Source organism: Halonatronum saccharophilum DSM 13868, assembly GCF_000517025.1.
Taxonomy (GTDB): domain Bacteria; phylum Bacillota; class Halanaerobiia; order Halobacteroidales; family Halobacteroidaceae; genus Halonatronum; species Halonatronum saccharophilum.
The window spans coordinates 445,758-453,587 of record NZ_KI912097.1; the positions used below are offsets into that span (position 1 = coordinate 445,758).

General features: G+C 29.6%; 3 protein-coding genes. All 3 read left to right on the forward strand.

The features are described from left to right. Window positions 1-136 precede the first annotated feature (136 nt). The 3 genes from HALSAC_RS0113430 to HALSAC_RS0113445 all read left to right on the forward strand — a co-directional run bounded on the left by HALSAC_RS0113430 (window position 137) and on the right by HALSAC_RS0113445 (window position 7,303). Entirely contained in the window at window positions 137-454 is a 318-nt protein-coding gene (locus HALSAC_RS0113430; RefSeq protein ID WP_027340696.1) for a MazG nucleotide pyrophosphohydrolase domain-containing protein, read from the forward strand. Window positions 455-1,206: 752 nt separating this feature from the next. After that, window positions 1,207-2,673, forward strand: coding sequence for a group II intron reverse transcriptase/maturase (gene ltrA / locus HALSAC_RS0113440; RefSeq protein ID WP_027340697.1), 1,467 nt, complete (start codon window positions 1,207-1,209; stop codon window positions 2,671-2,673). A 781-nt stretch (window positions 2,674-3,454) separates the two neighbouring features. After that, entirely contained in the window at window positions 3,455-7,303 is a 3,849-nt protein-coding gene (locus HALSAC_RS0113445) for a hypothetical protein (protein ID WP_156924199.1), read from the forward strand. The last annotated feature ends 527 nt before the right edge of the window (window positions 7,304-7,830 follow it).

Sequence of the window (7,830 nt, forward strand, 5' to 3'; positions counted from 1 at the left end):
GGTGTTATGCTGTGAGTTTACGCTCAAATGTACTTAGAGAAAAGGCTCATGCTTTTTATCAGAAAATAGGTTATAAAAATGAAAAACAACAATTTACTTTTCGTAAAAAACTTTAAGATTTTTGGGAGGGTTGTTTATGGAAGTTTTTGATTTACAGAGTAAGGTGTACAAGTTTGTTAAAGAAAATAATCTTGAAACAAAAATAGAGAGTAGATTGCTTGACCTTGTATCAGAAGTGGGAGAGTTATCTAAGGAAGTTTTAAAAGGTTCTAATTATGGGAAAGAAAAATTCGAGAATACAGATGAATGGATTAATGAATTTGGTGATGTTCTATTTTCTTTAATTTGTATTGCTAATAAGACTGAAATTAATTTAGAAGTAGCATTAGATAAAGCACTTAATAAATATGGGAAAAGATTTAATGAAAAAGGAAACATATCTTCTGGAAAATGAGAAGGTTTGAGCATGGCACCACTTCGTATAACAGCGGCTTAGCTACATCCCAGGTAATAAGAGGAGAACGCCAGAGAACTGACTTATGTGAGGATTAAATAATCAGGTAGTTTAATGGTATCTATGAGGGACGTCGCGAAGCCTGCGGGACGTTGTATGTCCGTGCGACCAGCCCTTGAAATAACAGGGGTTAAGCTATATCTTAGGCTGTCTAAGTCTACTGAAAAGTAGACCTTTGGACTACCTACTCTATTTGAGGTAATCCTATCTATCGGTGCGTGGTTGATAACGACTGGGTGCTAAGCGATAGAGACAATGTGAAACAGACTGCTAGCCTTAAAGCAGGTGATTGCTAGGGTAAATTTACTGTTAAGATTAAATTAATTGAACTACTGCAAGCTTCGTCAAACGTAAATAGTGAAATTAGGCTGATACACTATGACCAAAAGGTGGGAGATGGGGTCAAGTAAGTTGGGCATATCACTTGGCAAATAGACCAATATCTTCGGAGTATAGGTAGAATTTAAGACAGTATGAATTGGCTAAGGTATAGAACTGGGTAAGCCCAATGGTTTCCTGAAATGCTCAGGTAGGTTAACAGTAATGTTGATATAATAGCCAGTGGGTAGAAGAGATTGGAAGAAGCGAAGGCTATCTTGTAATGAGATAGATAGGGGTTCAAAATTTGCCCTACTCTCAAAGGAGGCAGACTTCCTAAGAGGTGATCTAAAGCAGGAAAGGATGGAAACTTTATGAATATGGCAAGCCAAATAACTCGTCACGAGTGGGCGACCATAGACCGAAAAAAAGCAGAACTCAGATGGGAACTAATAATTTGGGAGGCTGTTAAAAGAAAGGTTAATAAACTTCAATCCCGAATCGCTAAAGCAGTAATCAAGGGTAATTATAATCTAGCTAGAAAACTAGAATATCTTTTAACAAAATCATACTATGTAAAACTACTATCGGTAAAGAAAGTAACAACAAACAAGGGGAAAAGAACAGCAGGTGTAGATAAGAAACTATGGCAGACATCTGCAACAAAGTATATAAATGCATTGAAATTAAGCAAAAGAAACTATAAAGCAAAACCATTAAAGAGAATATATATATCCAAAACAAATGGAAAAGAAAGACCTCTTGGAATTCCAACAATGTTTGATAGGTCAATGCAGGCGATATATGCAATTGCATTAGACCCAATAGCTGAAAGTAAAGCTGACAGAATATCCTTTGGGTTTAGAAAATATAGATGTTGTGCTGATGCTAAGGAATATCTGTTCAAACTACTAGGAAAGAAGATATCAGGAAGATGGGTATTAGAAGGAGATATAAGAGGATGTTTTGATAATATAAGTCACAAGTGGATAGAAGAAAATATACCAATAAATAAAGAAATATTAAAAGAGTTTCTAAAGTCAGGGTACGTCTATAATAAGAAATTATTTCCTACAAAAAGGGGAACTCCACAAGGAGGAATAATCTCTCCTATACTAGCTAATATGACATTGGATGGCTTAGAAATGCTACTTAAAAGAGAATATTGGTCAAATGAAAGAGGGACAATCAACAGGAAATACAACAGAATAAATAAAATAAATATAGTAAGATATGCTGATGATTTCGTGGTAACTGCAACAAATAAAGAAGTTTTAGAAGAGATAAAAGAACTAATTGAAGACTTCTTAAAAGAAAGAGGATTGCAGTTATCAAGAGAAAAGACAAAAATTACGCATATTAATGATGGATTTGACTTTTTAGGCTGGAACTTCAGAAAGTATAAAGGTAAATTGATAATTAAACCTGCAAAGAAAGCCTATAAATCTATCATAAATGAGATAAGAGAAGTAATCAAAAAGCACAAAACGATAAAGCAGGGAGAATTAATAGGTATATTAAATTCAAAGATTAGAGGCTGGTGTAATTATCATAGTAGTGCTTGTTCTAAAAAGAGCTATCAAAGTTTAGATAGTGATGTCTTTAAAGCTTTATGGAACTGGGCAAGGAGAAGACACCCTAACAAGTCCAAGAAGTGGATAAAGGAAGAATATTGGCAATCAAACGAAACTCGTGATTGGATATTCTCAGATGGTGATGTAAAACTGAGATTTGCAAGTGATACAAAGATAGTAAGACATAGGTTAATAAAGTTCGATGCAAACCCTTATCTGCCAGAGTATGATAAATATTATTTGGGTAGAAAACTAAAATTGAGATAAGACCCAAGGTTATTGTTTGCTAGTCCGAAGGCTAGTTTTAGAGAGCTTGAGCTGTATGACGGGAAACTGTCACGTACAGTTCTGATGGGGGAAAGGGGTCGCGAGATCCCCGACCTACCAGATAGCGAAGCTGGACATATCCAATGGGTGAAAGTCCCATCAAGGTAAAAGCCGAAGCCTTGTAGCACGAATGGCAATGTGGAGAGAAATCAAATAAGGTTTAAGATGAAGTTGATAGAAAAGCCGTATGCGGGAAAACCGCACGTACGGTTTGAGGTGGCAGGGACTGGGAATTTAGTTAATACACCAGACGTTGGCCCTACAGCTGACATACTCAGTTTTATATAAAAATATGAAATTAATTTTATTTTGTAAATTTCTTTTCTATGATAGGAGTGATATTATGAGTAGATTGAAGTCTGATATAGGGGCTGAATCTGCTTTTCGAGGATTTAGAACGCAAACATTATATATAGTTAATAGAATATTGAATCACACTGAAGATGAGTTTAAGTTTCAACCAGAAGGAAAAGAAGATTTAGCGGTTTATGATAATAATATTAATCTTAAAGAAGTGGTACAAGTAAAGAATTATTCTACTAATTTATCTTTATCTTCTCTTTCTCCTCAAAAAGAGGACTCTTTTTTTAGAAGGTCTTTAAAGACTTTAAAAGAGGGACAAGATTCTAAATTAAATTTAGTAGTTTTTGGGAATGTAGGTCCTGAATTATATAATGCTATTATAAAAGAGGGAATAGATAGGAATAAGGTAAAAAAGAAATTGAAGGAGAATTATAATTATAAAGAAGAAGAAATAGAACTTATTTTTAAAAATTTAAAAATAGAAAAAGTGAAAGAAAGTAAAATTATAGAAAATATAAAAAGAGCTCTAAGAAAAAATCCTCAAGTAACAGTGGATTATCAAATTGCTTTTGATTTATTAATGTATTGGATTTATGAATTGTCAGAAGAAGAAGGATTTGTAGATAGACATTCCTTATTAAATAAATTAGATCAAATAGGTATGTTTTTAAATGAAAGAGTTAGTTTTTATGAAGAATATGGTAATAATATTTTACCATTAGATTATATGAAAGTTGAAAAAGAGGAATCTATAGAACGAGTACGAGAGGAATTTTACGTTGCAGTATCTGCTAAATATATTCATATTAAAAATAATTTAGATGTAATTAGAGAAGAAAAGATTAGACAGATTAAGAAAAAATTTGAAAAAGATAATATAGTAATTATTCATGGGGCTTCAGGGCAAGGAAAAAGTACATTAGCTTATCGTTATTTATATGAATTCCATCCAACTAATTATTCATATCAAATTAACTATATTGAAGGAAAATTTCATGCACGTAGAATTATTAATACTTTATATGGAATATCTAAATCAGTAGACTTATCTTTAATGATTTATATAGATGTTGAGCCTGGTAATGTCGAATGGACAGAAATAGTGAAAGAAGTTGCAAATAATTATACAAAATTTAAAGTATTAGTTACTATTAGAGAAGAAGATTGGAAGAGGTCTTCTTTAACAGGAGCTGACTTAATATTTTCTGAAATGGAATTAAATTTTAATCGTTTAGAAGCTGAAAAAATTTATAAAAAACTGATAGAAAGAAAGCCAGATGTTAAATTTAGGGATTTCGAGGAAGCATGGTTAAGTTTTGGAGAGAAGGGACCTTTATTAGAATTTACTTATTTAGTTACTCAAGGTAATACATTAAAAGATAGATTAAAGCAACAAATAGAAAATATTGAAAAAAGGATAAGTCAAGGGGAAGAATCTACTCAGTTAGAATTATTAAAAATTGTTTCTTTGGCTAGTGCATATGATGGAAAAGTAGATTTAAGCTCTTTACTTTCAAATCTTGAACTTGGTGCTCCAAAATATATATTACAATTATTTCAAAAAGAATATCTGCTAAGGATAAGTGAAAATGGCAAGTATTTGACAGGATTACATTCTATTAGGTCAAAAATTTTAATTGATATTTTATTTGATCCAGTTATATCGCCTAAGAATGAATATATTAAGAAGTGTATTGTAGTTTTAGCAGAAGAAGATTTAAAAATATTCATTTTACATTCTTTAAGTAAACATGCTAAATATGAGGAAATCTTAAATTATTTGAAGGATATTAAACTATCTTCTTGGGTGGGTTTTAATGGAGTGATTAATAGTTTATTATGGTTTGGTATTAAACAATATGTTGAAAAAAATCGCAATACAATTGATGAGGTATATGATAGGTTTGGATATGGATGGTATATTGTTTTAGGCTTAGATATAAGTAATTCTATGTCTGATAAGCCAATTAATATTTTTGAAAAAATTGATCTACCTAATATAAATCAAGATATAAAAGATAAAATTAATGGATGGAATAAAACATTAAGAGAAAATAGAGATAAAATATACACCTTTCTAGATGATTATCTTCGACAGGTAGAATTACCTACTGATTTTCCTGATTCAGACAAAGATTGGTTAAATTGTGGTGAAGCTTTATTTTGGTTAGGAAAATTAAATATAGAAAGAAAGATTAATTTAATTGAATTTGATTATAATAAAGCATTAAAATTAAACTCACTAGAATATATAGCTGATATATTAGCTGGGTTATATTATTATAATTCAAATGATAGTAGAAAAGTTTTAAGCGAAATTAGACCTAAATTTATTAGTAGATTCAAAAAAGAATTTAATGTTCCAATTATAGAAGATGACGGAGAGAAATTAACTTTACATTGTATAATTAATATTGAAGGAAAAGATATAGAAGAAGATAATTTTATTTATGCACAGATAATGAAGAATATAAATTTAATGAGAAAAGTTTATCCTGATAGAAAAATTTTTGCAAGTCAAGTATATGGACATAAGTTTGATTTAATACCTTATGATATAGATGATACTCAGAAAAAAATTACAATAAGAAATCTACCTTTAAAATGGTTGACTAATATAAATGCTATTTTTGGTGAATTAGCAAGTTGGAAATATCGCCCAGATAATTGGACAGAATATGTTGAAAATATTATAAGTAAAAGAGAAAAATTAATTATCATATTAAAGCAATTAATTCAAGGTATAGGTGAACATTTTAAAAAGCAAAGTAAGGTAAACATTTTTGGAAAGTGTATTTCAAGTTTGGAATGGGATAATTTAAAAAAATCTTTCTGTTATGAACTTCCCTTTCCTAAAACAGTAGTAGATAGTTGGGGATTTACTAGTGAAGGTAGGAAAGTAAATGATATTTCTAATCAGTTACCTGAAATTGCACTTAATCTTCAAAGATATAGTCAATTCAAAGATTTATATAGTAATTTTAAGGTGGCAGTTCAAAATTTTTTACAGCAAGCTATTAATATTATATTAGCTAAAACAGAGTTTAAAGGGAAGAGTATGAAGGAAAAAAGAAAAATTAATAAAATATTTGAAGCTAATGGAATAAGATTTGATGATGATATTAATAGAATTTGTATGATTAATTTAGGGAATATTTTAAAGGCTTATAATCAATTTCAAAAAGAATTTCAACGAATTTTTGGAAAGTATGTTGATGATGATGAAATAATCAATTTAAAAACCGAAGAAGAAGAAACTTATAAAATATTATTAGGTGTATGGAACAAATTTGCAATTGAATATTTTAAATATGATATGGATATAGTTAATACGGCTGAAACAGAAATTATAGAATTTAAAAAAGATATGGAAAATAATATACAAAATAAACTTAATAATTTATCTAATAATGTAAATGTAAATATTGTTAAATCTTTTGAGAAAGAAAAGGTAATAGTATTAGATATACCTAATTCTTTAATTTTAAATGAAAGCTTAGAAAAAACTTTTAAGAATTTAAAAACTGTGTTTCAGTCTATAAAAGATTCTTATTTTAAACGAATATTAGCAGAATTAAATTTTCAAAAGTTTAAAATAATTCCTTTAGTAAAAGGAAAAGTTATAAATTTAAGGAGTTATGAGATTAAATTATATAGATTGTTAGATATTGATGAAGAGAATTTAGAATTTTTTGATTTAGTTCCTCAATTATTGAATGAGGAACTTTTAGAAGAATTAAATATTGAAGGGTGGTTTGACTATATTTCAGAACTAAAGGTTTTGGAAGAATTTGAAGTTGAATTTTATGAACTATATAATTATTTATTTCATGTTACCCAATTAAAAGGATTAGAAGAATTATCAGAAGAAAATTTATTAGCAAATGAAATACTTAAAAATTATACTGATGAATATATAGAGAAAGTATTCATTAAATTTGAAAAAACAACTAGATTATTAAAAAAGATTATGAATGGTTTGGAAAATAGAACTCGATGTTTACTTGATTATTTAAATAATCATCCTGAAAGATTTAAGCCTGAATATATGGATAGACTTGAAATTGTGAATTTAGCAAGTGAATTAGTTGAGAAGATTAATCCTAGTGAATTTGATTCTAGTAAAGATTATAGGTTACATGAAATTTTACAGATATTATATAACTGGAGAAAAAATCTAAAAGAGATAATTGAAATTCCATCAATAATTTATTTATTTTTGAGTAGAGAATTAATCGAAGAATACTGTATCAGAAATAAAATATAAAAAAGTATTTAAACTAAAAAGCCGTACGTCAGCTAACATTAGTTTAACGGTGCGATTTGTTGTAATTTGAAAAGAATTACCTAAAACTGATAAATGTTTTAGAACTAAAAGACTTGACTAGTCAAATGAAGGGGTAACGCCCTGAGAGAAGCGATTTTTGCTTCTTGAGGAAGTACTCTTTGGGTGCGACTGGAAGGGTTAGAGTTGATACTCCGAACTGCAAAGTAATTATTAAGAATTACTTTGTGGTAAGCTCGGTGAAGTCGGCTGAGAGCACCCCCTAATTATAGGAAATGTAGCTAGAGGTAGCCAAGGTTGTGATAGGTCGGACTCCCACAAAATATCCAAGACTAGAATGTCTCTATGAGAGACTGACAAAATTCCGAATGTAAGGGTCTAAAGCTGCAATAATTAGAAATAGTTATATCCCTTATAGGCTTAACAGCCTAACGTAATAAATTTACGGAGATTGAGGTATCTGAGGTTAAGTAAGATTCGCTAATATGAACAACCTTATATGATTACAG